Origin of the sequence: Streptomyces sp. ITFR-6 (genome assembly GCF_031844725.1) — a bacterium.
In the GTDB taxonomy this organism is placed as follows: domain Bacteria; phylum Actinomycetota; class Actinomycetes; order Streptomycetales; family Streptomycetaceae; genus Streptomyces.
Genome location: NZ_CP134612.1, coordinates 4,309,994 through 4,334,725 on the forward strand (window position 1 = coordinate 4,309,994; position 24,732 = coordinate 4,334,725).

The following is a 24,732-nucleotide window of genomic DNA, read 5'->3' on the forward strand; positions in this document are numbered from 1 at the left end:
GGATCCATGGGCGACCGACGTCGGCTCCGACGCTTCAGACTTCCCGATTCCTCCACCGGATCCTCCGCCGATTCCTCCACCGGATCCCCTTCCGATTCCCTTGTCGCGCCGCTGTCCGGACGCGCCTCCCGGCTTCTCGAACGGACTCCCTCCGCTCCCGGGTTCTGGCGCAGTCCGGTGCGCGGGGTCCGGTTCACCGCGGTGCTCGGCCTGGTGCTGCTCGGCGGGATCACGCTGCTGTTCGTGACCGGGCTGCTGTCGTACGCCGCGTACAACCCGGACCTGAACCCGGTCAACGACAAGACCCCGGACAAGGGGCTGCTCGGCTTCTACCTGTTCGACTGGCCGACTGATCCGCACTGGCTGTACCGGCTGACGCAGGGGCTCCATGTCACGGTCGGCATCGTGCTCGTACCGGTGCTGCTGGCCAAGCTGTGGTCGGTCGTCCCGAAGCTCTTCGCGCTGCCTCCGGTTCGCTCGTTGGGGCATGCGCTGGAGCGGCTCTCGCTGCTTCTCCTGGTGGGCGGGGCGCTGTTCGAGTTCGTCACCGGACTGCTCAACATCCAGCTGGAGTACCTGTTCCCCGGCTCGTTCTACCCGCTGCACTTCTACGGGGCGTGGGTGTTCTTCGCCGCGTTCCTCGCCCACGCCGGGCTGCGGGCGCCGCAGGCCGTACGGGTGCTGAGGTCGGGCGCGCTCAGCGGGAACGTGCCGGGGGACGCGCTGGCCTCCCCGGCTCCGGACGCGCCGACGCTGTCCCGGCGCGGGGCGCTGGCGATGGTGGGTGCCGGTTCGCTGGTCCTGCTGATCACCTCGGCCGGGCGGAGCTTCGACGGGCCACTGCGGCGCCTCGCCCTGCTCACCCCGCACGGCGCCGCCGAACCCGGTCAAGGGCCGGGCGGCTTCCAGATCAACAAGACCGCCGCCGCTGTCGGGATCACCTCGGCCGATACGGGGGAGGGCTGGTGGCTGACCGTCAGCGGTCCGGCCGGTGATCTCCGGTTCACCCGCGAACAGCTGCTGGCCATGGACCAGTACAGCGCGGCGCTCCCGAGCGCCTGCGTGGAGGGCTGGTCCACCTCTGACCAGCGGTGGCGGGGCGTCCGGCTGAGGGACCTGGCAGAGCTCGCCGGGTACCCGCGCGACCCGCCGGGGGTGCTTGTGGAGTCCCTGCAGCGCAGCGGGGCGTTCCGCCGGGCGGCGCTCCGCGACAACCAGGTGCGCGACCCCCGCTCGCTGCTGGCGTTGCGGGTCAACGGGGAGGACCTGTCGCCCGACCACGGATATCCGGCACGGATCATCGTCCCGGCCGCGCCCGGCGTGCTCAACACCAAATGGGTGTCCCGGCTGACCTTCGGAGAGCTGTGAACAGGCTGAATCCACTGGATCGCGTCCGGCGCCGGTACGGGGAGGGCCCGTTGCACCTCCTTCTGACGGCCGCCTCCTTCGCGCTGGCGGGGTACGCGGGGGTGCGGCTGCTGGCCGGGGACGCGTTCGGCGTCGTCGTCTGGTTCGTCGGCGCGGCCCTCGTGCACGATCTGGTGCTGGTGCCGCTGTACGCGGCGGCGGACCGGCTGCTGCTGCGCGCGCTCGGTCCGCGCCCCGGCCTGGTCGACTTCGTCCGGGTGCCCGTCTTCCTGTCGGGCCTGCTCCTGCTGGTGTGGTGGCCGCTGATCACCCGGCACACGGAGCGCTACGAACCGGCGACCGGGCTCTCCCCCGATGTGTTTCTGGGGAACTGGCTGCTGATTACGGCCGCGCTCTGCGTGCTGTCGGCGCTGTGGCTGGTCGTCAGGACCTTCCGGCTGCGGCGCAGTGCGACGAAGGTGCGGTCGTCCGCCTCCCACTGATCGGCCGTGTGCCAGCCGAGGAGTCCGGCGTACCGCAGCAGTGCCGGGGTGCCGAGCCGGGCCCACGGGAAGGGCGCGGCGGGCGCCGACAGGTCCCGGCCGGCGCGTCCGTCGTCCAGCTGGACCCGGACCCGCTCGTCGATGTCCTGCGGCGAGGTCTCCGCGATGAGCAGCCCGCCGGGTGCCAGCACGGCAGCAGTCCGTTGCAGGAGCCTGCGCGGGTCGCCGCCGATGCCGATGTTGCCGTCGACGAGCAGGACGGTGCCCCAGCGGCCCTCGCCGGGCAGCGGTTCGAAGACCGAGCGGTGGAGCGCGGAGCCGCCGAGCCGCAGGGTGCGGGCCACCGCCGCCTCGCTCACGTCGATGCCGAGGGTGCGGTGACCTCGGGCCGCGAGCGCCGCGACGAGCCGGCCGGGCCCGCACCCGATGTCCAGGACGGGGCCCTCGCAGCGGTGCAGGGCCGACAGGTCCGCCGCGTCCGCGCCCGCGCACCAGCGCTCCACGGCCAGCGGCAGCAGCCAGCCGTCCGTACGGCGCAGGAAGAGCGGACCGTGGCCGTTGCGCAGGGCGTTGGCGTACGGGTCGGTGCTCCAGGAGGTGGCGTCCGGGCGCGGCGGGCGGACCGTCTCGTGCTGGGTGACTGTTTCGTGGCGGGGTGCCGCTTCGTGTCGGGGGACCGCCTCGTGGAGGGGTGCCGCTTCGTGTCGGGGGGCCGTCCGGCTCATCGGGCACCCGCCCCGCTCAGTGCGGCGAGTGCGGCGGCGAACCGGCCGTGCGGAGCCCGTCCGGCGACGTCCACGGCGTCGGACGCCGTGTCCACGTCCCGCAGCCGGGGCAGATCGCGCACCGTCAGTCCGGCGTCGACCAGCCGGCGGCGCTGCACCGCGCCGGTCTCCGGCACGGACATCGGCACCCCGCGCAGCAGCTCGGGGTCCGGATCCGCCAGCCCCAGCGCCCAGAAGCCGCCGTCCTCCGCCGGGCCGAACCACGCGTCGCAGCCGTCCCAGGAACCGGGGGAGAGCGCGGGCGCCAGATCGGCGGCGGTGAACTGCGGGGTGTCCATGCCGATGAGGAGGGCCGGCCCGGTGCTGCCCGCGAACGCGCCGGCGAGCCGGGCGTCGAGACCGCCCGCGCACTGGCCCACCACCTCGATGCCCGGAGGAAGCCAGGGTCCTGGCGCCCCGTCCAGGACGAGCACCCGGCTCGCGGCGGGCAGCGCGAGGACGGTGTGCAGGGTGTCCGCGAGCGAGGCCTCGGCCAGCCGTGCGGCCTCCTGCGGGGTGAAGGGCGGCGTGAGCCGGGTCTTGACCCGGCCGGGCAGCGGCTCCTTGGCGATGACCAGCAGGGTCACCGCACCGGCGGGTCCGGTGCCGCGCTCGGCTCCCGTCCCCGCGCCGGTACACGCGGCCGGGGTCACCGGGACACCCCCACCGGGACCGGGGCCTCGCCCAGCACGGCGCGCATGTCGCGCACCGCGTGCCAGGTGCCCCGCCAGGTGCCGGTGACCTTCGACTTCCCGGTGCGCGAGAGGTACGGGACATCCGTCTCCGCGACCCGGAGCCCCGCGTCCGCCGCCCGCACCACCATCTGCAACGGGTATCCGCTGCGCCGGTCGGTGAGGCCGAGCGCCAGCAGGTCCGTCCGGCGCGCCGCCCGCATCGGGCCCAGGTCGTGCAGCCGGAGCCCGGTACGTCTGCGCAGCAGCCGGGACAGCGCCAGGTTTCCCGCACGGGCGTGCAGGGGCCAGGCGCCGAGCCGGTCCGGGCGGCGGCGGCCGAGCAGCAGATCGCTCTCGCCGTCCGCGATCCGGCGGACGAAGCCGGGGAGCAGCCCCGGGTCCAGGGAGCCGTCGCAGTCGCAGAAGCAGATGTACTCCGCCTCGGCGGCGAGCAGCCCGGCATGGCAGGCCGAGCCGAAGCCGCGGCGCGGTTCGTGCACCACCGTCGCACCGAGCGACCGGGCCAGTTCGGCCGAGCCGTCGGTGGAGCCGTTGTCGACGACGATCGCGCGCCAGCCGCGCGGGATCGCACCGAGCACCGCGGGCAGGGCGGCGGCCTCGTCCAGACAGGGCAGCACGATGTCGGCGCGGGGGGCGGAGTTATCGGAGGAGTCGGTCACCCGGCTCACCCTACGGAGAGGAAACCGACAATTCGGGCCACGGATTCTTACGAAACGTGGACATCGACCGTGTGGCGGTGTCCGCGCGTCCGGCGCGCGGCGGGCGGGTGCCACGCTGGAGTCATGCAGCTTGCCCCGTCGGCCCGTCCGGCGCCCGAGGACCGGGGAGCCGCGAGCGAACCCCCCGGCCCCGGCCCCGCGTCCGCGTCCGGCCCCGCCCCCGTGCCCGCCCCGGGTCCCGCGCCCGCCTCCGCCCCAGGTGCCGTCCCTGCACCCGCCTCCGCCCCGGGTGCCGTCCCCGTTCCCGTCCCCGGCCCCGGCCATGTCCTCGTCGTGGACGACGATCCGACCGTCTCCGAGGTCGTCGCCGGGTACCTGACCGGTGCCGGTTACGAGGTGGCCCGTGCGGCGGACGGACCGGCGGCGCTGGAGTGCTTCGCGCGCCGCCGCCCCGACCTGGTGGTGCTGGACCTGATGCTGCCCGGCATGGACGGCTTCGAGGTCTGCCGGCGGATGCGGGCGCACGGGCGGGTGCCCGTCATCATGCTGACCGCGCGAGGCGACGAGGACGACCGGATCCTCGGCCTGGAGACCGGGGCGGACGACTACGTCACCAAGCCGTTCAGCCCCCGCGAACTCGTCCTGCGCGTCGACTCCGTACTGCGCCGCGCCCACGCGGCCCCGGTACCCGCCGGGCGTTCCGCGCCGCTCCGGGGCGCGGGCCTGGTCCTCGACCCGGCGGCCAGGAGCGCCACCCGGGAGGGCGGGGCGCTGGCCCTCACCCTGCGCGAGTTCGACCTGCTCGCCTTCCTGCTGCGCCACCCGGGCCGGGTCTTCACCCGGGAGGAGCTGATGAGCGAGGTGTGGGGCTGGGACTTCGGTGACCTGTCGACGGTGACGGTCCATGTACGCCGGCTGCGCGGCAAGGTCGAGGCGGACCCGGCCCGCCCGGAGCTGATCCGTACGGTCTGGGGCGTGGGCTACCGGCTGGACCTGCCACCGGGGGACGAACCCGCCGCTCCGGAGAACGGCCCCGCCGGTCCGGAGGACGTACCGACCGCTCCGGGGGACGGCCCCGCCGGTCCGGGGGAGCCGTCGTGACCGACATCCTCCTCATCGCGCTGTTCGCGTTCCTGGGCGCCGCCGCGGCCGGGCTGCTCGGCGCACTCGTCCTGCGGCTCTTCCGGCACCGCTCGCTCGTCGTCTCGCTGACCGTGGTCGCCGCGGTCGCCGTGACCGCGATGCTCGCCGGGACGCTGGCCGTCGCCTGGGCGATGTTCCTGTCGCCGCACGACCTCTCCGTGGTCACCACCGTCGTCGCGATGGCCGCCGTCGTCTCGCTCGCCACCGCGATCCTGCTCGGCCGCTGGGTGGCCGCGCGCAGCCGGGACCTGACCCTCGCCGCCCGGTCCTTCGGGGACGGCGGCACCTTCGCGGCCCCCGCGACCCCGGCCACCGCCGAACTCGCCTCGCTCACCAGGGAACTGGCCGCCACCAGCGCCAAGCTCGACAGCTCACGGGAGCGCGAGCGCGCCCTGGAGACCTCGCGGCGCGAGCTCGTCGCCTGGATCTCGCACGATCTGCGGACCCCGCTGGCCGGGCTGCGGGCCATGTCGGAGGCGCTGGAGGACGGGATGGCCGTCGACTCGCGGCGCTATCTGCGGCAGATACGCACCGAGGTGGAGCGGATGAACGACATGGTGGGCGACCTTTTCGAGCTCTCCCGCATCCACGCCGGTTCGCTCACCCTCAGCCCCACCCGGATCTCGGTGTACGACCTGGTGGGCGACGCGCTCGCCGGTGCGCACCCGCTGGCCCGCGAACACGGCGTACGGCTGGTCGGGGACCGGATCGAGGCGGTGCCGGTGGAGGTCGACGGCAAGGAGATGAGCCGGGTCCTGGGCAACCTCCTGATCAACGCGATCCGCCGCACCCCCGCCGACGGCACCGTCGCGGTGACCGCCCAACGCACGGGCGGCGGCGTGGTCCTGTCGGTGACCGACGGCTGCGGCGGCATCCCGGAAGAGGACCTGGCCAGGGTCTTCGACACCGGATGGCGCGGCAGCCACGCCCGTACACCTCCGGCAGGCGCGGGCCTGGGGCTCGCCATCGTGCGCGGAATCGTCGAGGCACACGCGGGCCGGGCCGAGGTCCGCAACGTCACCGGCGGCTGCTGCTTCGAGGTCACCCTGCCGGTGGCGTGAGCGGACCGGTGCGGTGAGCCCGGTAAACGGACCGGCGCGGTGGGCCCCGGTATGCGGCCCGGTGCCGTGAGCCCGGTCAGCGGGCAGGGCTCGCGGCCATGTCCCGCTGCGGGGCGGCCGCGAACTCCGCCATCCCCTCCGCGAAGCCCACCGTGGGCTTCCAGCCCAGCTCGTCGCGGAGCCGCCGGGAGTCGGCGGTGACATGGCGTACGTCTCCGAGCCGGTACTCACCGGTGATCCGAGGCGCCGGACCGCCATGGGCGGAGGCCAGGGCGGAGGCCATCTCCCCGATGGTGTGCGGCTGCCCGCTCCCGGTGTTGTACGCGGCGAAGCTGCCCGCACCCAGCCCCGCGACGGACTCCAGGGCCACCGCGTTGGCGGCCGCCACGTCCCGTACGTGGACGAAGTCCCGCCGCTGGGCGCCGTCCTCGAAGACCTGCGGCGACTCGCCCCGGGCCAGCGACGAGCGGAAGAACGAGGCGACTCCGGCGTACGGGGTGTCGCGCGGCATCCCCGGCCCGTACACGTTGTGGTAGCGCAGCGACACCGCCCGGCCGCCCGTGGCGCGCGCCCAGGAGGCGGCGAGGTGTTCCTGGGCGAGCTTGGTCGTCGCGTACACGTTGCGCGGGTCCACGGGCGCGTCCTCACCGACGAGACCCGGGGTCAGTTCCGTACCGCAGGACGGGCAGAGGGGCTCGAACCGGCCCTCGGCCAGATCCGCTTCCGCCCTCGGCCCCGGCCGCACCTGCCCGTGGCGCGGGCACTCGTAGCGGCCCTCGCCGTAGACCACCATCGACCCGGCGAGCACCAGGTTCCGCACCCCGGCGGCGGCCGAGGCGGCGAGCAGTACGGCGGTGCCGAGGTCGTTGCAGCCGACGTACAGCGGGGCGTCCGCGAAGTCCTTGCCCAGGCCCACCATCGCCGCCTGGTGGCACACGGCGTCGATGCCGCGCAGCGCACCGTCCACGGCCTCGCGGTCGCGCACGTCCGCCACGATGATCCCGCTGCCGTCCGGCAGATCCGCCGCCGCGCCGTGTGCCGAGGGGAGCAGGGCGTCGAGCACCACCGCCTCGTGCCCGGCCGAAGTGAGGGTCCGGACGATCTCCGACCCGATGAACCCGGCTCCGCCGGTGACCAGTACGCGCATGACGGCCACGCTAGGGCGCCACGGCCCGCGGGCGCGGTTTCCCGGTCGGCACGTCACGGAGCCGTAAGAACCGGACCCGTTCGGCGGGACGGTCACCGGTCACCCGGCGGGCGCCCGGCTCAGCCGAAGCGGGCGCCCGGCTCAGCCGAAGAGGAACGCGCACGCGGTGGCCGCGCCCAGCGCGGTACCGGCGGTCACCTGGCTGACCGTGTGGTACCCGAGCACGACCCGCGACCAGCACACGGCGGCCGTCATCAGGTACCCGAACAGCCACCACGGCGAGTGGACCACGGCGAGCAGGGCGACGACGGCGGAGGCGACCGAGGCGTCCACCGAGATCTTCCAGACCGTGTTGACGGCCAGCAGGACGACCGTCATCGCCCACAGCCCGAGCATCGCCGTCAGGATGCCGGAGGGGGCGCCGCCGAGCACCATGACCGCCGAACCGACGCCTATGGAACCGAGGATGACGAAGAAGATCGGGGCCCGCTTGGTGCGGTCGACGACATGGCGGTCGCCCCAGGTGCCGCGCCCGCGCTCCCACTCGATGTAGCCGGCCGGGATGATCCCGGCGCACAGCGCGCCGAGCAGCCCCCACAGCAGCCCCGTCCACTCGCCCGCGGCCGCGGACCCGGTCGCGAGCATCCCGGCGAGCAGGAGATTACGTGGCTGGAAGACATCGGTGACCGTACGCGCGGTGGAGGTCGTACGGGCGTCCTCCGGCGAGCTGTCGGTGCCGTCGGCGGTGCCGGTGGTGCTCATGCTGTCTGCTCCTTGGCTGCTGCTGTTTCGGACGGCTGCGGCGCTCCGGAGGGCTCCGCTGCCCCGGCGGACTCCGCCGCTCCGGAGGACTCCAGGATCCGCCGGGCCTGTTCCGCCGTGACCGTGCGGTACGCGGCGGCGACCCGGACCAGCCAGGCGACCTCGCCGTCCTGGTCGGTCGCGTGCCGGCTGCCGACGGCCGCCGCGTCCCCGGGAGCCACACCGGCGGCGTGCGCCGCGAGGGCCGCCTTGATCCAGTACGCCTCGGTGAGCGGGCCCGTCCGGTCCCTGTCCCCGTCGCCGGCCCCGGCAGCGGCCCCCGCCGCGGTGAGCAGGGTGCCGGGGGCGTAGTGGCGCAGCTTCTCCACCGCGTCCGCGATGTCCGCTGCCCAGCGGTCGATCCGCAGGTCGGCCGGGGTGCCGAATCGGGTCAGCTCGCGGACCAGGGGCGCCGGGGGGTCGAAGGGCTGGTCGGGGAAGGCCGTCATCAGCTCGTACCAGAGCGCGTGCAGCCGGACCTGGGCGCGCCAGAGCTTCGCGCGGCGGCGGACGTTGCCCAGGGCGGGGATGGAGGCGCCCACCGCGAAGAACGCGAACAGCACCACCTGCGAGGCCTCGGTGATCTCGTCGAAGCGCAGCGCGAACGCCTCGCTCGGATCGTCGATCACGCTCACCCAGAGGAACAGCGTCCGGCTGACGGTGTAGCCGACCCCGATGAACATCGCGAACGTCATCATGCCGAGGCCGATCCGCAGCAGCCGTAGCCGCGCGCTCGCGGTGGCGAGCGCCCACTGGTAGGCGCAGACGGCGGAGGCGGTGCCGAGGTAGAGGTAGAACACGCTCATGTAGAGCGTCGCGCCCCACTGCCCGGCGTGGTCGGCGACGAACCGGTCGGAGGGGACGGAACGGTCGACGACGGTGAAGAAGAGCACCGTCAGCAGCACCAGCGTGGCGACGGACGCCTTGGTGGCGACCTGCTGGATCAGCCGGGCGAACCGTACGTGCCGGGGGATGTCCCCGTCGTCGGCGTACTGGCCGTAGATGGCGACGATGTAGCTGAGGATGGCCAGGATCGCGATCGTCGCCGTGTAGTGCTTGATCAGCACGGAGAGGTCGGTGACGGAGCTGTCGTTGAGCCCGATGCGCACGGCCCGGGTCTTGGTCCACAGGGCGGCGGCGAATCCCGCGTAGCAGCCCCACAGGGCCCGGCGGCGTCTGTCCGCCTCGTCGCCCCGCAGGGCGGCCGGCATGCGCCACAGGGCGACGGCTGTCATCAGGCCGGCTATCAGGTAGCCGGCGAGGTCGAGCGGGGTCACGTCGGAAGTCCTCGGGGTGGGGGGAAACGGTTCGGCTGCGGAACGGACGTCGCTCCGGTGCTACGTACGGCGGAACAGGCCGCGGCGGCGGTGGGCGACCGGGCGGGAGAGCGAGTTGGCGAGCCGCCCCACCATGTCATCGCTCGTCACGTCTCTGGCCAGTCGGGGGATGAGCGAGGCACCGAATTCGGCCATGCGTTCGTCGTGGGTGTCGTACGCCGCGCGGGCCTGTACGGCGTCCGGGGACCGCAGCGCGTCGGCGCCGACGACCCGGGAGATCAGCGAGGTGTCGAAGACGGGCAGCAGCCGCTGGAGCTGCTCGGTGTCCAGCGAGGTGCCGTGGTCGAACCACTCGTGGCACAGCTCGTGCAGGATGACGTGCTGCGTCTGGTAGGCGGTGGGGCGCCGCCGGTAGAGCACGAAGCTGGTCCCGCCGGCCTTGAGCCGCAGCCCGCAGACGCCGTTGACCCGCGCCAGCCGGTCCGGCATCTCGTGCAGCACGATGCTGCGGCCGCCGGCCGCCTTCATGTTCGCGACCAGCCCCTTGACGGTGAAGGGGGCGGGCAGCGGAAGCCCGGCGAGTCCGGCCTCGCACTCTTTCCGCAGTTCGCGCAGGGACATGCCCTAGCTCCGGGGTCCGCCGTCGGCCGGGCGCTGCCGGTTCTTCGCGTCCTCCAGCAGGGACAGCGCGAACTGCAGCAGCTCCGGGGGGAGTCCGTCCTCGTCCAGGCCCCGGCCGGCCACGCCGCTGATGTCGCCGGTACGCCGCTTGGCCAGGAACTGGAGTCCGTCCACCACGTCGTCGACGACCTCGGACTCCTCCTTGAAGAAGCGCCAGTCCACGCCGAAGCCGAGGCCGAGGGCCTTGAGGATGTCCTCGGAGGGCTGGGTGACCTTGCCGGCCAGGATGTTGGAGAAGTAGCTGTGCGAGAGCGATCCGCCGCGCTCTCTGACCAGGTCCGCGAAGACCCGTCCCGAGATCTTCCGGCCGGGGAAGGTCTTCTCGACCATGTACTCGACCTTCTGCCGCAGCGTCCGCAGCTCCGGTGCGCGTTCTTCTCCGCTGTCCATCCGGCCCCCCACGTCTCCGGGCCCCGCCCGGGTTCTGTCCGGTGCCGCGCGGTGTCCGATTCGGTCAACGGGCTCGTACTGTAACCAACTCCGGTCCGCCGTCCCCAGTGCGGGGAGCCGTGAGCGCATTCCTAACGGGGACGTAGTGGCACATCCCGTGCCGGGGGCCAGGATCAGGGTTGCGCAAATACTCTACGTCACTGTTAACTCGAAAAAACACGGGCAGGGGACCACGAGGGGAGCCCCTTGCCCGTGAAATTCGGTGATGGCGCCTGCGGTGAACCGGCGCCTTCCGTGACGACCGGTGCCTTCCGTGGCGGGTGGGACACGCAGGGTCTCGCGCACCCGGTCCCGCGGTCCGGTGCGCCCGGTCGCGCACAGGGGTGTAGCCCTTCACGACGGGGGATGCGTGAAGGGCTACACGTGCATTATGGCCCGACGGCAGGCAGTCATCAACTGACCCGCCGGTCAGTGTTCTTGACGGACCCGGCGGCCGGGCCCCGCGGAGGCGGCACCAAGGCGGCCCGCTCAGATAACTTCCCCCGTCCGGCCAGGGAAATCTGTCGCCGCTATGATAGAGACGATGGCTCGCACAACGAGAGTTTCTCCTCCGGTCAACGAAGTCGGCGACACGCGGCAGGTGCCCATGCCCCCAGAATCCCCTCCGCATCCCGCCGACCGTCTCGATGACGACGACTACCCCGCCTACACCATGGGCCGCGCCGCGGAGATGATCGGCGCCACCCCCGGATTCCTCCGCGCGATCGGCGAGGCCAGGCTGATCACCCCGCTGCGGTCCGAGGGCGGCCACCGCCGCTACTCCCGCTATCAGCTCCGCATCGCCGCCCGCGCCCGGGAGCTCGTCGACGGGGGCACGCCGATCGACGCCGCCTGCCGCATCGTGATCCTGGAGGACCAGCTCGAAGAGGCGCTCCGGCTCAACGAGGAACTGCGCAGGCCGACGCCGTAGGACCTCTCCTTCGAGGCCCCTCCTCCCCGCCCCTTCTCAGTCGCCGCTCACCCCTGCCGTGCTGCCCCGTTCGATGAGCCGGGGCAGCGGCACCTGGATGGTGTGCGCCGTGCCGCCGTCGAGCAGTGCGGTCAGCTCCCGCGCCGCGAGCCGGCCGAACGCGACCGTGTCCCTGGACAGCGCGGTCAGCCACGGTGCCGTCAGCCGGCACAGCGCGGAGTCCTCCCACGAGACCACGGAGACATCGGCCGGGACCCGGAAGCCCAGGCCCGCCGTGACCGCCACCCCGGCCGCGGCCATCACGTCGTTGTCGTAGACGATCGCGGTCGGCGGGGTGCCGTGCTCCAGCACCCGGCGGGTCACCGCCGCGCCCTCGGTGTCCGAGTAGTCCGTGGTCACCGAGTGGGCCTCGGTCAGTCCGCGCCGGTCGGCCTCGATGCGCAGGGACCGGATGCGCCGGTCGGTGTGGGCCAGTGAGGGAAGTCCGGCGATGTGCACGATGCGCCGGTGGCCCAGCTCGTGCAGCCGCCCGACCACGGCCGCCATCGCGCCCGCGTCGTCGGCGCGGATCTGCGAGAGGCCCGGGTGGGGGCCGGTGTCGCTGCCGGGGAGGGCACCGATGACGACGCCGGGCAGGCCCAGTTCGTCCAGCAGGCCGACGCGGGGGTCGTCGGTGCGCGGGTCCACGACGAGCACCCCGTCGACCCGCCGCTCCGCCCACCAGCGCCGGTAGACCGCGCACTCGGCCGCCACGTCCTCCACCACCTGGAAGAGCAGCCCGAGCCGGCGCTCCGCCAGGACCTCCTGGATGCCGGAGATCAGCTGGAGGAAGAAGGAGTCCACGCCCAGGTTGGCCGCCGGGCGGGCCACCACGAGACCCACGGTGGCCGAGCCCTCGCCGGACAGCGCGCGGGCGGCGGTGCTCGGGTGCCAGCCCAACTGCTCGGCCACGCGCCGGATCCGGTCCCGGGTGACGGCCGAGACCCCCGGGCGGTCGTTGAGCGCGAAGGACACCGCGCTCTCCGACACCCCGGCCCGCTGGGCGATGTCCTTCATGGTCGGCCGTCGCGCGGGCGTCCGTCTGGCCGGCGAGGTGTCCCCGGCCGGCGGCCGCTTCGGTGTCACCGAGTGCCTCTCTCCTGCGTTCCCTGTGGCTGCCATGGGTCGTCGGGTTCGCTCTCCCCCGGAGGGCATCGTAGAGCCTTCGCGGGCATGGGGCGAGAGTGCGGAGCTCAGACAACTAATGCGCTTGAGCTGTGACCACCTAAAGCGCATTAGTCATTGATCTTGAATGTGCTGCCACACCGCGCTGACCTGCTGGTATGCCGAAAGATGCGAGCTCATTGCAGGGAATGTATTGACTTTCCGTCACGCGCATTGCAGGGTCTGCTGGGCGAACGCATCCGGCCGGTCGGTGACCTCCGGTCCGCCGTCCGCACGCCTGGTCCGAGCAAAGGAGCCGTTCACCGTGCGCATCTCTCGCAGAGCAGTCGCCACTGCCGCCGTCCTCGCAACTGTCCTGCCGTTGAGCGCCTGTGGCGGCGGATCGGGTTCGGGCTCGTCCGACGCCTCCGGCAAGGTCGAAGGGAAGATCACCTTCCAGACCTGGAACCTCCAGGCGAACTTCAAGGACTACTTCAACGGCGTGATCGCGGACTTCGAGAAGAAGTACCCGGGCACGGACGTGAAGTGGGTCGACCGGCCCGGCGAGGGCTACGCGGACAAGATCAGCGCGGACGCGGCCGGCGGCACCCTGCCGGACGTCGTCAACGTCTCGCCCGACCTGGTGGCGCCGCTGGCCGAGGCGGGCATCGCGCTCGACCTCGACAAGGCGGCGGCCAAGTACCGCAAGGAGTATCTGCCGGGCGCCTGGCAGAGCCATCAGATACCGGGCACGGAAGGGACGTTCGCCTTCCCCTGGTACCTCAACACCGGGCCGATGTTCTACAACAAGCGCCTCCTCAAGGACGCCGGACTCGACGCGGAGAAGCCGCCGGCCACCTACGACGAGGTGTTCTCCGACGGGCGGAAGCTGGCCGAGAAGAGCAAGGGCAAGGTCGCCGCGCTCGCGAACGTGCCCACCATCGAGGACTTCGGCCGCTACGGCGGACAGCTGATGAACAAGGAAGGCACCGGCTTCGCCTTCAACGACGCCAAGGGCATCGAACTCCTCACCCGCTACAAGGAGTTGTACGACGTCAAGGGGCTCGACGTGCAGGCGCTGACCGCGACGCCCGAGTCGTCCGGCCACAAGTTCCTCACCGAGTCCGTGGCGATGAACCCCGGCAGCGCGCTGGACCTGGCCAACTTCAAGAAGCAGGCGCCCAGCCTCTACAAGAACATCGGCATCACCGACCAGGTCAGCAACACCGGCAAGGCCAACATGTACGTCATGGGCATCATGGTGAACGCCCAGACCAAGCAGAAGCCCGCCGCCGTGGCCTTCGCGCACTACATGACCGACGCGACCCGGCAGATGGAGTTCGCCAAGCAGGTCGCCATCTTCCCCAGCACCGCCGGATCGCTCGACGACCCGTACTTCACCAAGGAGGACGGCACCGACGAGACCCGCGTCCGGGTCGCCGCCGCCAAGTCCCTGAAGACGGCCGTCAATTACACCCCGGTGCTGTTCAGCGAGCAGATGAAGACCGAGCTGCGCAACCAGATCGCCAAGGCGCTGCAGGGCAAGCAGAGCCCCAAGGAAGCCCTTGATAACGCTGTCAAGGCCTGTGACCGGCTGTTGCAGCAGAGCTGAGCCCCCTCGTGACTACCCCCGCCCCCGCTCTCACCCCCGTCCCCGCACCCGCGCCGGCCCCCGCCCCCCGGCGGGCCCGCCGGATCAGCCGCCATCTGCCCCTCAGCCCCTGGCTGTTCGCGGCTCCCGGGCTGATCGTGGTCGGCGCGTTCAGCCTCTACCCGTTCTTCAGCACGCTGGTCAACGCCTTCACCGACCGGCGGACCCTGGTCCCGGGGAAGTTCGTCGGCCTGGCGAACTTCCGCGAACTGCTGCACGACGAGATGTTCTGGACCGGGCTGCGCAACAGCGCGCTGTACGTACTGGTCGTCGTCCCGGCACTCGTCATCCTGCCGCTGCTGCTGGCGATGCTCGTCCAGCGGCACATCCCCGGCATCACCTTCTTCCGCTCCGCCTTCTACACCCCGGTCGTCGCGTCCATCGTCGTCGTCGGCCTGATCTGGGTGTGGATGCTCGACGACCGGGGGCTGATCAACTCGCTCCTGGAGGCCGTGGGCATCGGCAAGGTCGGCTTCCTCAGCGACCAGTGGCTGCTGCTGGGCAGCGCGATGGCGGTCACGGTCTGGAAGGGCCTGGGCTACTACATGATCATTTACCTGGCCGCGCTGGCGAACGTCCCGCGCGAGCTGCACGAGGCGGCCTCCGTGGACGGCGCCGGGATCGTACGCCGCTTCTTCACCGTCACCGTCCCCGCCATCCGCTCCACCATGGTGCTGGTCGCGGCACTGTCCTCGGTCTCCGCCTTCAAGGTGTTCTCCGAGGTCTATCTGATGGCCGGCCCCTCCGGCGGACCGGCCGGCGAGGACACCACCCTGGTGATGCTCGTCCAGCGGGTCGGCACCGGGCTGACCGGGCGGGTCGGCTACGCCTCCGCGATCTCCGTCGTCATCTTCGTCGTCACCGTCGGCCTGATGCTCCTGGTGCTGCGCGCCGACCGCAAGGAGGACGCGTGAGCTTCCTGAAGACCACCGACGCCGAAGGGCGCCGCATCGCGCCCTGGCAGCTCGTCCTGCGCTACGTGCTGCTGCTCGCCGTACTGGTGCTGACCGTGGGACCGTTCCTGTGGCAGCTCTCGACGTCCCTGAAGGGGCCGGGCGAGGACATCTTCAGCTCGCCGCCGAAGTTCTTCCCCAGCCATCCGACCCTGGACAACTACAGCAGGGTCGCCGACACCATCCCGGTGTGGGACTACGCCTTCAACTCGCTCAAGGTCGCCGCCGCCAACGTGGTCACCAACTGCGTGGGCGCGTCCCTGGCGGGCTACGCGCTGGCCCGGCTGCGCTACCGGGGGCGGCGGGCCGCGACGCTGGCGTTCATCCTCGCCATGCTGGTGCCCGTGGAGGGCATCATCATCGCCCAGTTCACCACCATGCGTGATCTCGGGCTGAACAACACCCTGCTCGGGGTGCTGCTGCCGGGGTCCATCGGGGCGATGAACGTCCTGCTGATGCGCAACGCCTTCCTGAACCTCCCGCAGGAGATCGAGGAGGCGGCGTTCGTGGACGGCGCCAACGTCTGGCAGCGCTTCCTGCGGATCGCGCTCCCCTCGGTCAAGGGCACCCTCGCCGTCGTCGCGATCTTCGCCTTCATGGGCTCGTGGGACGACTTCCTGTGGCCGCTGATCGTCCTCAGCGACCCGGACCACTTCACCCTGACCATCGGGCTGAACTATCTGCACGGCACCTTCGCGAACGACGAACGGCTCGTCGCCGCGGGCACGATCATCGCCGTGCTCCCGCTCATCGTGCTCTTCGCCGGTCTGCAGCGCTTCTTCTTCCGGGGTGTCGGCGAAGGCGCCGTCAAGGGCTGAGCGCTGCCCGCCGACCGACCGAACGCCGCCACCCGCACCACAGAACCAGGATTCCTGTTCCGTATGAGCTCCTCCCCGCTTCGCTTCGGTGCCAACTACACGCCCAGCCAGGGCTGGTTCCACCACTGGCTGGACTTCGACCTCGACGCCGTACGGGCCGACCTGGACTCGATCGCCGGTCTCGGCCTCGACCACATCCGGGTCTTCCCGCTCTGGCCGCTCTTCCAGCCCAACCGCACCCTGATCCGCCCGCGCGCCGTCGAGCAGCTCGTGCAGCTGGCCGACGCCGCCGCCGAACGCGGGCTCGACGTCAGCGTGGACGGGCTCCAGGGCCATCTGTCGAGCTTCGACTTCCTGCCCGCCTGGACCCGGACCTGGCACCGGCGCAACCTCTTCACGGACCCCGACGTCGTCTCCGGCCAGGCCGAGTACCTGCGGACGCTGGCCGCCGCCCTCGCGGACCGGCCGCACTTCATCGGGATGACCCTCGGCAACGAGATCAACCAGTTCTCCGGGGACCCGCACCCCGACCCGGACCGCATCACCCCCGAACAGGCGGGCGGCTGGCTGACCCGGATGCTGGCGGCCTGCGAGGAGGGGGCGCCCGGCAAGCTCCACCTGCACGCCGAGTACGACGCCGCCTGGTACCAGGACGACCACGCCTTCACCCCCGCGCACGCCGCCCGGATCGGGGCCGTCACCGCCGTCCACTCCTGGGTCTTCAACGGCACCGCCCAGCGCCACGGCAGGACCGGCACCGCCACCGAGCACCACGCCGCCTACCTGATCGAGCTCTCCAAGGCCTGGGCCCTCGACCCGCACCGCCCGGTCTGGCTCCAGGAGGTCGGCGCCCCCGCCCCGCTGATCCCGGCCGAGCACGCCGCAGCCTTCACCGCCGCGACCGTCCGGAACGCGCTGGACTGCGAGGACGTCTGGGGCGTCACCTGGTGGTGCTCCCACGACGTGTCCCGCTCGCTGGCCGACTTCCCCGAACTCGAATACGGGCTCGGCCTGCTGACCAACGACCGGCAGGTCAAACCGGCCGGCCGGGCCATCGCGGAGATCGTCCAGGAGCAGCGCACCCGTACCCGCCGGCCCGCGCCCCGCACCACGGCGCTCGTCGTCGACACCGGCGACGACACGACCGCGCCCCGCCGCTCCACCTGCGCCCCCGGCGGCGAGGTCTTCGAGGCCTTCGCCCGGCTCACCGCGGACGGCGTACGCCCCACCACCGTCCTCGCGAGCATGGCCGGGGACGCGGACCACCTCGCCGCGCGCGGTATCACCGAGGTACTCACGCCCGACGAGGTCCGCTGACCAAGCACCCTGGTAAGCCTCCCGGTAACCCCCCGCACCCACTCACAACGGAGCCACCCTCATGCACGACGACCGCACCCTGGTCGAAGCCCGTCTGAAGCGCGTCCTCGACGAGCGCATCCGGCCGGCCGTATACCCGGAATCCGTACCGCTGGACGTCGCCGTCTGGAACGCTCCGGGCGAGCCGGTCCCGGTCGCCGAGGGCCTGGCCGGTGCCACGGAGCCGATCGCGGTCGGCGACCGGTGGGGCGCCCCGTGGGGCACGAGCTGGTTCCTGGTCTCCGGCACGGTCCCCGAGGCGTGGGCGGGCCGGACCGTGGAAGCGCTGCTCGACCTGGGCTTCGACGAGAACATGCCGGGGTTCCAGTGCGAGGGCCTCGTCTACCGTCCCGACGGCACCCCGGTGAAGGGCCTCAACCCGCGCAACCAGTGGGTGCGCGTCGGCGCCCCCGCAGCGGGCGGCGAGGAGGTGCTGCTGCACATCGAGGCAGCGTCCAACCCGGTCATCCTCGACTACCACCCCTTCCTGCCGACCCAGCTGGGCGACAAGGAGACCGCGGGCAGCGAGCCGCAGTACGTGCTGGCCCGGATGGACCTCGCGGTCTTCGACGAGCACGTGTGGAACCTCGTCCAGGACCTGGAGGTGCTGGGCGAGCTGATGCAGGAGCTGCCGGTGGACGGCGCCCGCCGCTGGGACATCCTGCGCGCCGTCGGCCGCTGCCTCGACACGGTCGACCTCCAGGACGTCAACGGCACCGCGGCCGCCGCCCGCGAGGAGCTCGCCGCCGTCCTCGCGACACCCGCGCAGCCCTCCGCGCACCGCATCAGCGCCGTGGGCCACGCGCACATCGACTCCGCCTGGCTGTGGCCGCTGCGGGAGACGGTGCGCAAGGTCGCCCGTACGACGTCGAACATGACGGCCCTCCTGGAGGACGAGCCGGACTTCGTCTTCGCGATGTCGCAGGCGCAGCAGTTCGCCTGGATCAAGGAGCACCGCCCCGAGGTCTACGCCAAGGTCAAGCAGGCCGTGGCGGACGGCCGGTTCGTGCCGTCCGGCGGCATGTGGGTCGAGTCGGACACGAACATGCCGGGCTCCGAGGCGATGGCCCGTCAGTTCGTGCACGGCAAGCGGTTCTTCCTCGACGAGTTCGGCATCGAGAACGACGAGGCGTGGCTGCCCGACACCTTCGGCTTCGCGGCCGGACTGCCGCAGATCATCAAGGCGGCGGGCTCCAAGTGGCTCCTCACCCAGAAGATCTCCTGGAGCCAGACCAACAAGTTCCCGCACCACACCTTCCAGTGGGAGGGCATCGACGGCACCCGGATCTTCACCCACTTCCCGCCCGTCGACACCTACAACTGCTCGATGAAGGGCAGCGAGATCGCCCACGCGGCGAAGAACTTCAAGGACAAGGGCGTCGCCCAGCACTCCCTGGCGCCGACCGGCTGGGGCGACGGCGGCGGCGGCACCACCCGCGAGATGATCGCCAAGGCGGCCCGGCTGAGCAGCCTCGAAGGCTCCGCGACGGTCACCTGGGAGACCCCCGCCGACTTCTTCACCAAGGCCGAGGCGGAGTACCCCCACGCACCCGTCTGGGTCGGTGAGCTCTACCTGGAGCTGCACCGCGCCACCCTGACCAGCCAGGCGAAGACGAAGCAGGGCAACCGCCGCAGCGAGCACCTGCTGCGCGAGGCCGAGCTGTGGGCCGCCACCGCCGCCGTGCGGACCGGGGCCGTCTACCCGTACGAGCAGCTGGACCGGATCTGGAAGACGGTGCTGCTGCACCAGTTCCACGACATCCTGCCCGGCTCGTCCATCGCCTGGGTGCACCTTGAGGCGGAGAAGACGTACGCCGCCGTCGCCGAGGAGCTGAACGGCATCGTCGACGCCGCGCAGCGCGCCCTGGCCGGTGACTCCACCACGGGGGAGACCCTCCTCTTCAACTCCGCCCCGCACGCCCGGGGCGGCGTCCCGGCCGGTGCGGCGGCGCCCGTCACGGCCGGTGAAGGCGGCACGCTCGCACCCCGCGAGGGCGGCGGGTTCGTCCTGGACAACGGTCTGCTCCGGGTGGAGATCGACGCGCGCGGGCTGGTCGTCTCGGCGTACGACATCGCCGCCGGGCGGGAGACGGTGGCCCCGGGGCAGGCCGCGAACCTGCTCCAGATCCACCCCGACTTCCCGAACATGTGGGACGCGTGGGACGTGGACGCGTTCTACCGCAACACCGTCACCGACCTGACGGACCTCGACGAGCTCACCCCCGTCGAGGAAGGCGGCGCCGTATCCGTACGGATCGTCCGGGGCTTCGGTGACTCGAGGGTCAGCCAGCTGCTGACCCTCGCGCCGGGCGCCAAGCGGCTCGACATCGACACCGAGGTCGACTGGCACGAGACGGAGAAGTTCCTCAAGGCGGCGTTCCCGCTGGACATCCACGCCGAGCGGTACGCCTCCGAGACGCAGTTCGGGCACTTCTACCGGGCGACCCACACCAACACCAGCTGGGAGGCCGCCAAGTTCGAGGCGTGCAATCACCGCTTCGTGCACCTGGAGGAGCCGGGCTGGGGCGTGGCGCTGGTCAACGACTCGACGTACGGGCACGACGTGACCCGCACCGTCCGCGACGCCGACTCGGGCACGACCACCACCGTGCGGGTCTCGCTGCTGCGCGCCCCGCGCTTCCCCGACCCGGAGACCGACCAGGGCGTGCACCGCTTCCGGCACGCGCTCGCGCCGGGCGCGGCGATCGGTGACGCGGTCCGGGAGGGCTTCCGGATCAACCTGCCGGAGCGCCGGATCGCCGGTGACCGCGAGGTGGCCCCGCTGGTGGCCGTCGACAACGACGCGGTGGTGGTCAGCGCGGTGAAGCTGGCCGACGACGAGAGCGGCGACCTGGTCGTGCGGCTCTACGAGTCGACGGGCGGCCGGGCCCGGGTCCGCCTCGCCACCGGCTTCGGGGCCGAGGGCCTCGCGGTGACCGATCTGCTGGAGCGGCCGCTGCCCGACGCGGTGGCGCCCGAGCTCCGTGACGGTGCTGTCGAACTGTCGCTGCGCCCGTTCGAGCTGATCACGCTGAGGTTCGCGCGCGGCTGAGTCCCGGCCCGGTGCGGCGGCGGATCTGTCCGCCGCCGCACCGGGCGGCTAAGCACTGCCCCGTTCGGCGGTGAATATCTACAGCGGCAAGCACAGAATTTTACGCAATGTGCGATGAGGGTTTATGACACGCCGGATGGAGTGTAATTACTTGCCGCGCCCGCTCGCATTCATTGTGCTACTGTAGATCTCAGTTGCAGTTGTGGTTCCCAAAGACTCCAAGTGCTCTCCTCGGCTAAATGGGCTGAGTGGGTGCACTTTTGTATTTCCGGTTCATTATCCGGATGGGGTAATCATCGCGGCGACGCGGGACTGGCACAGTGCGAGTCCCCGGGCTCTGCCCCAGAAGGAGATAAACATGGCTACTGGCACCGTCAAGTGGTTCAACGCGGAAAAGGGCTTCGGCTTCATCGAGCAGGATGGTGGCGGCGCTGACGTCTTCGCCCACTACTCGAACATCGCCGCCTCCGGCTTCCGTGAGCTGCAGGAGGGCCAGAAGGTGAACTTCGACGTCACGCAGGGCCAGAAGGGCCCGCAGGCGGAGAACATCACCCCCGCGTGAACCTGATTGCTCCGGCGCTCACGCGCTGAGATGCTTTCGCGCAGCTGGGGCCCGCACCTTGGGGTGCGGGCCTCAGCTCGTTGCTTTCCCGGGTCCACCCCCGAGCGATGCCGTGCCGGTGTACGACCGCCACGAGCTGCCGGGCAGGCGCCCGGACCACGATTTTCACCGTGCGGCGGACGATCCGCCATGGCTCCCGGACCGGAAGACCGGCCCGCCGGAGCCCCGTGACACGACCTGCGGGACCGCACAGCGGCCCGCTCGTCCCCGTCATTGCGAAGCACCGGACCCGGTTCGGCCGGGCCCGTATCGGCTCAAGACCGGCTGCCGGGCTTCGTTCACGTATGCCAACGGCCCGTTCTTGCGATTCTTGTGCCGCTCGTCGCGCAATGAATTCCTCGATACGCGCCATATCGAGGGAAGGTTCCTATGAACCGCGACCGCACATCTCGCTCCAATGACCGTTTTTCCCGCGCTTCCGGCGGTTCCCGTTCGGGCGGCGGCTTCCGCTCGCAGGCGCCGAGCCGCCAGGGCGGCCAGGGCCGCTTCGGCGCCCCGGCCCAGCGCTCCGGTGGCGGCGGTGGCTACGGCCGCAGGCCCGCCGCCAAGCAGGGCGAGTTCGCCCTGCCGACGACCATCACCCCGGCGCTGCCCGCTGTGGAGGCCTTCGCCGATCTGGACATGCCCGCGCAGCTGCTGACGGCGCTCTCCACCGAGGGCGTCACGGTGCCGTTCCCGATCCAGGCGGCCACGCTGCCGAACTCGCTGGCCGGCCGTGACGTGCTGGGCCGGGGCCGTACCGGCTCCGGCAAGACGCTCGCCTTCGGCCTGGCCCTGCTGGCCCGTATCGAAGGACGCCGCGCCGACGCCAAGCGCCCGCTGGCCCTGGTGCTCGTCCCCACCCGGGAACTGGCCCAGCAGGTCACCGACGCGCTCACCCCGTACGCCCGCTCGCTCAAGCTGCGGATGGCGACCGTCGTCGGCGGCATGTCGATCGGCCGGCAGTCCGCGGCGCTGCGCGGCGGCTCCGAGGTCGTCGTCGCCACTCCGGGCCGGCTGAAGGACCTGATCGAGCGCGGCGACTGCTCGCTGGACCGGGTCTCCATCACCGTCCTGGACGAGGCCGACCAGATGGCCGACATGGGCTTCATGCCGCAGGTCACCGAGCTGCTCGACCAGGTGCAGGCGGGGGGCCAGCGGATGCTGTTCTCGGCCACCCTGGACCGCAACGTCGACCTGCTGGTGCGCCGCTATCTGCACGACCCGGTCGTCCACTCGGTCGACCCGGCCGCCGGTGCCGTCACCACGATGGAGCACCACGTGCTCTACGTGCACGGCGCCGACAAGTACGCCACCACGACGGAGATCGCCGCCCGCGACGGCCGCGTGATCATGTTCCTGGACACCAAGCACGCGGTGGACAAGCTCACCGACCACCTGCTGAACAGCGGGGTCCGGGCGGCGGCGCTGCACGGCGGGAAGTCGCAGCCGCAGCGCACCCGCACCCTGACCCGGTTCAAGACCGGGCACGTCACGGTGCTGGTCGCCACCAACGTCGCGGCCCGGGGCATCCACGTCGACAACCTCGACCTGGTCGTCAACGTCGACCCGCCGAGCGACCACAAGGACTACCTGCACCGGGGCGGCCGCACCGCCCGCGCCGGGGAGTCCGGCAGTGTCGTCACGCTGGTGCTGCCCAACCAGCGCCGCGAGATGACGCGCCTGATGGCCGACGCCGGGATCACTCCGCAGATCGCCCAGGTCCGCTCCGGTGAGGCCGAGCTCAGCCGGATCACCGGTGCGCAGGCGCCGTCCGGCGTGCCCGTTGTCATCACCTCGCCGGTCTCCGAGCGCCCCAAGAGCGGGTCCTCCTCCCGGGGCAGGCGCAGCCGCCCGGCCCAGGCCCGGCGCACCGCGTCGTCCTCGGCGTCGGGTTCCCCGTCGTCGTCCCAGTCGCGGGGTGGCGGTGCGCAGCGCCGACCCTCCGGCAACCGTGCCGCCTGACCGATTCCCGCGTTCCCGTCCGGTTCCGCTCCCCGACCCCGTTGAGGCACTATGCGCTGCGTCATCGCCCGCTTCCCCTTCGACCTCTTCAAGCATGAGGTCGAGGCATCGATGAAGGGCATCAAGCCCGAACCCGTCACCGGGGATTCGGTGATCATCAGCCGTCGTGTCTATCCGGTCAAGCAGGTGGGTGAAGTGATCACCCGGCAGGACCGCCGCGACTTCTCGGCCGGAGAGGTGACCAGGGCGCTCGGGCGCCTCGGCTTCACCTGCCGGTCCGTGCCGGTGCCGTCCGCTCCGGTGGAGCTCAGCCCCATGGAGGCCGCCTCGGCCGCGCTGGGGACGCCCGGACAGGACGCCTGAGCCACCCACCACCCGTACCACTGCCTGGGCCCGGCCCCCGAGAGGGAGCCGGGCCCGGTCGCGTCATACGTCCTGTGGCGGTCAGCTCCAGAGCGCCTCCGCGAGGGTGGCGCCGGCGTACACCGCGCCGAGACCCGCCACCACGCTCGCGGCGACGTTGGCCGCCGCGTAGAAGCGCGCACCGTCCTCGGCCAGCCGCAGCGTCTCGTAGCTGAAGGTCGAGTACGTGGTCAGCGCCCCGCAGAGCCCGGTCCCGAGCAGCAGTTGGACGTGCGAGGACGCGGCACCGGCCGTCACCGCGCCGGTCAGCAGCCCCAGCACCAGGCAGCCCGTGACGTTCACCGTGAACGTCCCCCAGGGGAAGACGGTGTCGTGCCGGGACTGCACCGCCCGGTCGGTCAGATACCGCAGCGGGGCGCCGACCGCCGCGCCGGCGATCACCAGCAGCCAGTTCACCGGGGCTCCTCCGGTTCGCCGCGCCGCACCAGCTCGCAGGCGTCCAGGACGACCGGGCTGTCGCCGGTCAGCTCCTCGATCAGCGGCAGGAACGCCCGCACCTTCTCCTCCGCGTCCACGATCACCACCGCCACCGGCAGGTCCTCGCTCATCGAGAGCAGCCGCTGGGTGTGGATCATCGAGGAGGAGCCGAACCCCTCGATCCCCCGGAACACGCTGGCGCCCGCCAGGCCCGCCGCGTGTGCCCGGTGCACGATCTCGGTGTGGACCGGCCGGTGGTGCCGGCCGTCGGACTCCCCGACCAGGACGGTCAGCCGCAGGGCGCGCTCGGTCCTCGATGTCGTCATGTCTGCCTCCACGCCGGTACGCGGCGGGTCAGCCACACCGCGCTCCACACCGCCGCGAGGGCCGCGAGCAGTGTCAGTCCCAGATAGGCCAGCCCGCTGCGGGCCCGGCCGCCGTCGACGAGGCGCTGGATGTCCACGGCGTAGGTGGAGAAGGTGGTGAACCCGCCCAGCACCCCCGTACCGAAGAACGGCCGCACCAGCCGGTGGGCCGCCCAGAGCTCGCTGATCACCACCATGAACACGCCGATCACCGCGCAGCCGATGACGTTGACCACGAGGGTCGTCCACGGGAATCCGTCGGCCGCGGTGGGCCAGAGCAGCGCCGCCCCGTAACGGGCGCACGCGCCGGTCGCGCCGCCGAGCGCGACCACGGCGACGACGGGGATCTGCGGGTTCAAAGCTCTGGTGGGCACACGTCTCCTACCTGCCGGGGCGCCCGCCGGACGCGGGCGCGCTCGTCGCCAAGTAGGGACCGTTGGCGGCGCGCTCAGGAACGCGGCCGCGGTTCGGGTACGGCGGGCCCCACCGCCGCGCGGCGGCCGTTCCCGGCGCCGCTTCCCTCAGGATATCGTGCGGCCCGCGCGGGGGC

General features: G+C 71.9%; 24 protein-coding genes. 12 read left to right on the forward strand and 12 right to left on the reverse strand.

Annotation, left to right across the window (positions count from 1 at the left end):
- The first annotated feature begins 6 nt into the window (after nt 1-6).
- Complete coding sequence (locus RLT59_RS19550) at nt 7-1,368, forward strand: molybdopterin-dependent oxidoreductase (RefSeq protein WP_311304585.1); 1,362 nt, start codon at nt 7-9, stop codon at nt 1,366-1,368.
- 325 nt (nt 1,369-1,693) lie between these two features.
- Here the strand turns inward: RLT59_RS19550 and RLT59_RS19555 are convergent, their stop codons facing one another.
- The 3 genes from RLT59_RS19555 to RLT59_RS19565 form a co-directional block, all read right to left on the reverse strand.
- Nucleotides 1,694-2,575, reverse strand: a complete 882-nt coding sequence (locus RLT59_RS19555; protein WP_311304586.1) for a class I SAM-dependent methyltransferase — start codon at nt 2,573-2,575, stop codon at nt 1,694-1,696.
- Nucleotides 2,572-3,195, reverse strand: coding sequence for a TIGR04282 family arsenosugar biosynthesis glycosyltransferase (locus RLT59_RS19560; RefSeq protein WP_311307785.1), 624 nt, complete (start codon nt 3,193-3,195; stop codon nt 2,572-2,574). The genes RLT59_RS19555 and RLT59_RS19560 overlap by 4 nt, the downstream gene beginning before the upstream one ends.
- A 68-nt stretch (nt 3,196-3,263) precedes the next feature.
- Nucleotides 3,264-3,977, reverse strand: coding sequence for a glycosyltransferase family 2 protein (locus RLT59_RS19565; protein ID WP_399125725.1), 714 nt, complete (start codon nt 3,975-3,977; stop codon nt 3,264-3,266).
- A gap of 114 nt (nt 3,978-4,091) precedes the next feature.
- Between RLT59_RS19565 and RLT59_RS19570 the strand changes: the two genes are divergently transcribed.
- Both RLT59_RS19570 and RLT59_RS19575 read left to right on the forward strand, forming a co-directional pair.
- Nucleotides 4,092-5,069 (forward strand): response regulator transcription factor, encoded by a 978-nt coding sequence (locus RLT59_RS19570; protein WP_311304588.1) that lies wholly within the window; start codon nt 4,092-4,094, stop codon nt 5,067-5,069.
- On the forward strand, nt 5,066-6,172 hold the full coding sequence (locus tag RLT59_RS19575) for a sensor histidine kinase (RefSeq protein WP_311304589.1): 1,107 nt from the start codon (nt 5,066-5,068) through the stop codon (nt 6,170-6,172). Before RLT59_RS19570 ends, RLT59_RS19575 begins: the two co-directional genes overlap by 4 nt.
- A 76-nt stretch (nt 6,173-6,248) precedes the next feature.
- On the opposite strand, the gene RLT59_RS19580 is transcribed toward RLT59_RS19575, so the two are convergent.
- From RLT59_RS19580 to RLT59_RS19600, 5 genes are all read right to left on the reverse strand, one after another.
- Nucleotides 6,249-7,319, reverse strand: a complete 1,071-nt coding sequence (locus RLT59_RS19580; protein WP_311304590.1) for an NAD-dependent epimerase/dehydratase family protein — start codon at nt 7,317-7,319, stop codon at nt 6,249-6,251.
- A 141-nt stretch (nt 7,320-7,460) separates the two neighbouring features.
- The gene (locus tag RLT59_RS19585; RefSeq protein WP_311304591.1) at nt 7,461-8,081 is read right to left on the reverse strand and encodes a phosphatase PAP2 family protein; all 621 of its coding nucleotides are present in this window, start codon (nt 8,079-8,081) and stop codon (nt 7,461-7,463) included.
- A complete protein-coding gene (locus RLT59_RS19590) occupies nt 8,078-9,397 on the reverse strand; it encodes an MAB_1171c family putative transporter (RefSeq protein WP_311304592.1) in 1,320 nt (439 codons plus the stop codon). Before RLT59_RS19590 ends, RLT59_RS19585 begins: the two co-directional genes overlap by 4 nt.
- Nucleotides 9,398-9,457: 60 nt before the next feature.
- Entirely contained in the window at nt 9,458-10,018 is a 561-nt protein-coding gene (locus RLT59_RS19595) for a toxin (RefSeq protein WP_311304593.1), read from the reverse strand.
- Between the two features lie 3 nt (nt 10,019-10,021).
- Nucleotides 10,022-10,468: a hypothetical protein gene (locus RLT59_RS19600; protein WP_073733428.1), complete on the reverse strand. Its 447-nt coding sequence runs from the start codon at nt 10,466-10,468 to the stop codon at nt 10,022-10,024.
- A gap of 646 nt (nt 10,469-11,114) precedes the next feature.
- Between RLT59_RS19600 and RLT59_RS19605 the strand changes: the two genes are divergently transcribed.
- Entirely contained in the window at nt 11,115-11,438 is a 324-nt protein-coding gene (locus tag RLT59_RS19605; protein ID WP_311304594.1) for a MerR family transcriptional regulator, read from the forward strand.
- 36 nt (nt 11,439-11,474) lie between these two features.
- On the opposite strand, the gene RLT59_RS19610 is transcribed toward RLT59_RS19605, so the two are convergent.
- Complete coding sequence (locus tag RLT59_RS19610; RefSeq protein ID WP_311307786.1) at nt 11,475-12,494, reverse strand: LacI family DNA-binding transcriptional regulator; 1,020 nt, start codon at nt 12,492-12,494, stop codon at nt 11,475-11,477.
- 412 nt (nt 12,495-12,906) lie between these two features.
- Between RLT59_RS19610 and RLT59_RS19615 the strand changes: the two genes are divergently transcribed.
- From RLT59_RS19615 to RLT59_RS19650, 8 genes are all read left to right on the forward strand, one after another.
- A complete protein-coding gene (locus RLT59_RS19615) occupies nt 12,907-14,193 on the forward strand; it encodes an ABC transporter substrate-binding protein (protein ID WP_311304595.1) in 1,287 nt (428 codons plus the stop codon).
- Between the two features lie 8 nt (nt 14,194-14,201).
- Nucleotides 14,202-15,146: a carbohydrate ABC transporter permease gene (locus tag RLT59_RS19620; protein WP_399125730.1), complete on the forward strand. Its 945-nt coding sequence runs from the start codon at nt 14,202-14,204 to the stop codon at nt 15,144-15,146.
- Nucleotides 15,143-16,003, forward strand: coding sequence for a carbohydrate ABC transporter permease (locus tag RLT59_RS19625; RefSeq protein WP_311304596.1), 861 nt, complete (start codon nt 15,143-15,145; stop codon nt 16,001-16,003). Before RLT59_RS19620 ends, RLT59_RS19625 begins: the two co-directional genes overlap by 4 nt.
- Before the next feature lie 63 nt (nt 16,004-16,066).
- Nucleotides 16,067-17,320, forward strand: a complete 1,254-nt coding sequence (locus RLT59_RS19630) for a glycoside hydrolase 5 family protein (RefSeq protein WP_311304597.1) — start codon at nt 16,067-16,069, stop codon at nt 17,318-17,320.
- 61 nt (nt 17,321-17,381) lie between these two features.
- Complete coding sequence (locus tag RLT59_RS19635; RefSeq protein ID WP_311304598.1) at nt 17,382-20,411, forward strand: alpha-mannosidase; 3,030 nt, start codon at nt 17,382-17,384, stop codon at nt 20,409-20,411.
- A 358-nt stretch (nt 20,412-20,769) separates the two neighbouring features.
- Nucleotides 20,770-20,973 (forward strand): cold-shock protein, encoded by a 204-nt coding sequence (locus RLT59_RS19640; protein ID WP_015609674.1) that lies wholly within the window; start codon nt 20,770-20,772, stop codon nt 20,971-20,973.
- 429 nt (nt 20,974-21,402) lie between these two features.
- A complete protein-coding gene (locus tag RLT59_RS19645; RefSeq protein ID WP_311304599.1) occupies nt 21,403-22,977 on the forward strand; it encodes a DEAD/DEAH box helicase in 1,575 nt (524 codons plus the stop codon).
- 51 nt (nt 22,978-23,028) lie between these two features.
- The gene (locus tag RLT59_RS19650) at nt 23,029-23,340 is read left to right on the forward strand and encodes an SCO5918 family protein (RefSeq protein WP_311304600.1); all 312 of its coding nucleotides are present in this window, start codon (nt 23,029-23,031) and stop codon (nt 23,338-23,340) included.
- A gap of 81 nt (nt 23,341-23,421) precedes the next feature.
- Here RLT59_RS19650 and crcB (RLT59_RS19655) read toward each other — a convergent pair whose 3' ends face one another.
- From crcB (RLT59_RS19655) to crcB (RLT59_RS19665), 3 genes are read right to left on the reverse strand one after another with little or no spacing between them, the layout of a single operon-like run.
- Entirely contained in the window at nt 23,422-23,796 is a 375-nt protein-coding gene (gene crcB / locus RLT59_RS19655) for a fluoride efflux transporter CrcB (RefSeq protein WP_311304601.1), read from the reverse strand.
- A complete protein-coding gene (locus RLT59_RS19660; protein WP_311304602.1) occupies nt 23,793-24,143 on the reverse strand; it encodes a putative PII-like signaling protein in 351 nt (116 codons plus the stop codon). Before RLT59_RS19660 ends, crcB (RLT59_RS19655) begins: the two co-directional genes overlap by 4 nt.
- Entirely contained in the window at nt 24,140-24,556 is a 417-nt protein-coding gene (crcB, locus tag RLT59_RS19665) for a fluoride efflux transporter CrcB (protein ID WP_311304603.1), read from the reverse strand. Before crcB (RLT59_RS19665) ends, RLT59_RS19660 begins: the two co-directional genes overlap by 4 nt.
- Nucleotides 24,557-24,732 lie beyond the last annotated feature (176 nt).

Excerpts from the sequence above, each read along its gene's own strand:
- RLT59_RS19585 (WP_311304591.1), bottom strand. The coding sequence starts at position 8,081 with ATGAGCACCACCGGCACCGCCGACGGCACCGACAGCTCGCCGGAGGAC.
- RLT59_RS19650 (WP_311304600.1), top strand. The coding sequence starts at position 23,029 with ATGCGCTGCGTCATCGCCCGCTTCCCCTTCGACCTCTTCAAGCATGAG.
- RLT59_RS19600 (WP_073733428.1), bottom strand. The coding sequence starts at position 10,468 with ATGGACAGCGGAGAAGAACGCGCACCGGAGCTGCGGACGCTGCGGCAG.
- RLT59_RS19580 (WP_311304590.1), bottom strand. The coding sequence starts at position 7,319 with ATGCGCGTACTGGTCACCGGCGGAGCCGGGTTCATCGGGTCGGAGATC.
- RLT59_RS19630 (WP_311304597.1), top strand. The coding sequence starts at position 16,067 with ATGAGCTCCTCCCCGCTTCGCTTCGGTGCCAACTACACGCCCAGCCAG.
- RLT59_RS19660 (WP_311304602.1), bottom strand. The coding sequence starts at position 24,143 with ATGACGACATCGAGGACCGAGCGCGCCCTGCGGCTGACCGTCCTGGTC.
- RLT59_RS19555 (WP_311304586.1), bottom strand. The coding sequence starts at position 2,575 with ATGAGCCGGACGGCCCCCCGACACGAAGCGGCACCCCTCCACGAGGCG.
- RLT59_RS19570 (WP_311304588.1), top strand. The coding sequence starts at position 4,092 with ATGCAGCTTGCCCCGTCGGCCCGTCCGGCGCCCGAGGACCGGGGAGCC.
- RLT59_RS19550 (WP_311304585.1), top strand. The coding sequence starts at position 7 with ATGGGCGACCGACGTCGGCTCCGACGCTTCAGACTTCCCGATTCCTCC.
- RLT59_RS19635 (WP_311304598.1), top strand. The coding sequence starts at position 17,382 with ATGCACGACGACCGCACCCTGGTCGAAGCCCGTCTGAAGCGCGTCCTC.
- RLT59_RS19610 (WP_311307786.1), bottom strand. The coding sequence starts at position 12,494 with ATGAAGGACATCGCCCAGCGGGCCGGGGTGTCGGAGAGCGCGGTGTCC.
- RLT59_RS19595 (WP_311304593.1), bottom strand. The coding sequence starts at position 10,018 with ATGTCCCTGCGCGAACTGCGGAAAGAGTGCGAGGCCGGACTCGCCGGG.
- RLT59_RS19605 (WP_311304594.1), top strand. The coding sequence starts at position 11,115 with ATGCCCCCAGAATCCCCTCCGCATCCCGCCGACCGTCTCGATGACGAC.
- RLT59_RS19640 (WP_015609674.1), top strand. The coding sequence starts at position 20,770 with ATGGCTACTGGCACCGTCAAGTGGTTCAACGCGGAAAAGGGCTTCGGC.
- RLT59_RS19645 (WP_311304599.1), top strand. The coding sequence starts at position 21,403 with ATGAACCGCGACCGCACATCTCGCTCCAATGACCGTTTTTCCCGCGCT.